Origin of the sequence: Streptococcus sp. HMSC066F01, from assembly GCF_001837335.1 — a bacterium.
Lineage (GTDB): Bacteria > Bacillota > Bacilli > Lactobacillales > Streptococcaceae > Streptococcus > Streptococcus oralis_S.
Genome location: NZ_KV832106.1, coordinates 1 through 208, shown reverse-complemented (window position 1 = coordinate 208; position 208 = coordinate 1). Strand labels below are relative to the sequence as shown.

Annotated in this window: 1 protein-coding gene; it reads left to right on the top strand. The window is 40.4% G+C overall.

Annotated elements, in window-relative coordinates; all coding sequences use genetic code 11:
- Positions 1-50: 50 nt before the first annotated feature.
- A partial coding sequence (gene rpmB / locus HMPREF2655_RS03070; protein ID WP_049501243.1) for a 50S ribosomal protein L28 occupies positions 51-208 on the top strand: 158 nt, incomplete at its 3' end.

Genomic DNA, 208 nt, shown 5'->3' with positions numbered 1-208 from the left:
ATGTGGTGCTAGCACATCCGCTATATTAGATCTAATAGGAGGAAAACACAATGGCTAAAGTATGTTACTTTACAGGTCGTAAGACTGTATCAGGAAACAACCGTTCACACGCGATGAACCAAACAAAACGTGCCGTAAAACCAAACCTTCAAAAAGTTACTGTTCTTATCGATGGAAAACCTAAAAAAGTTTGGGCTTCAGCTCGTGC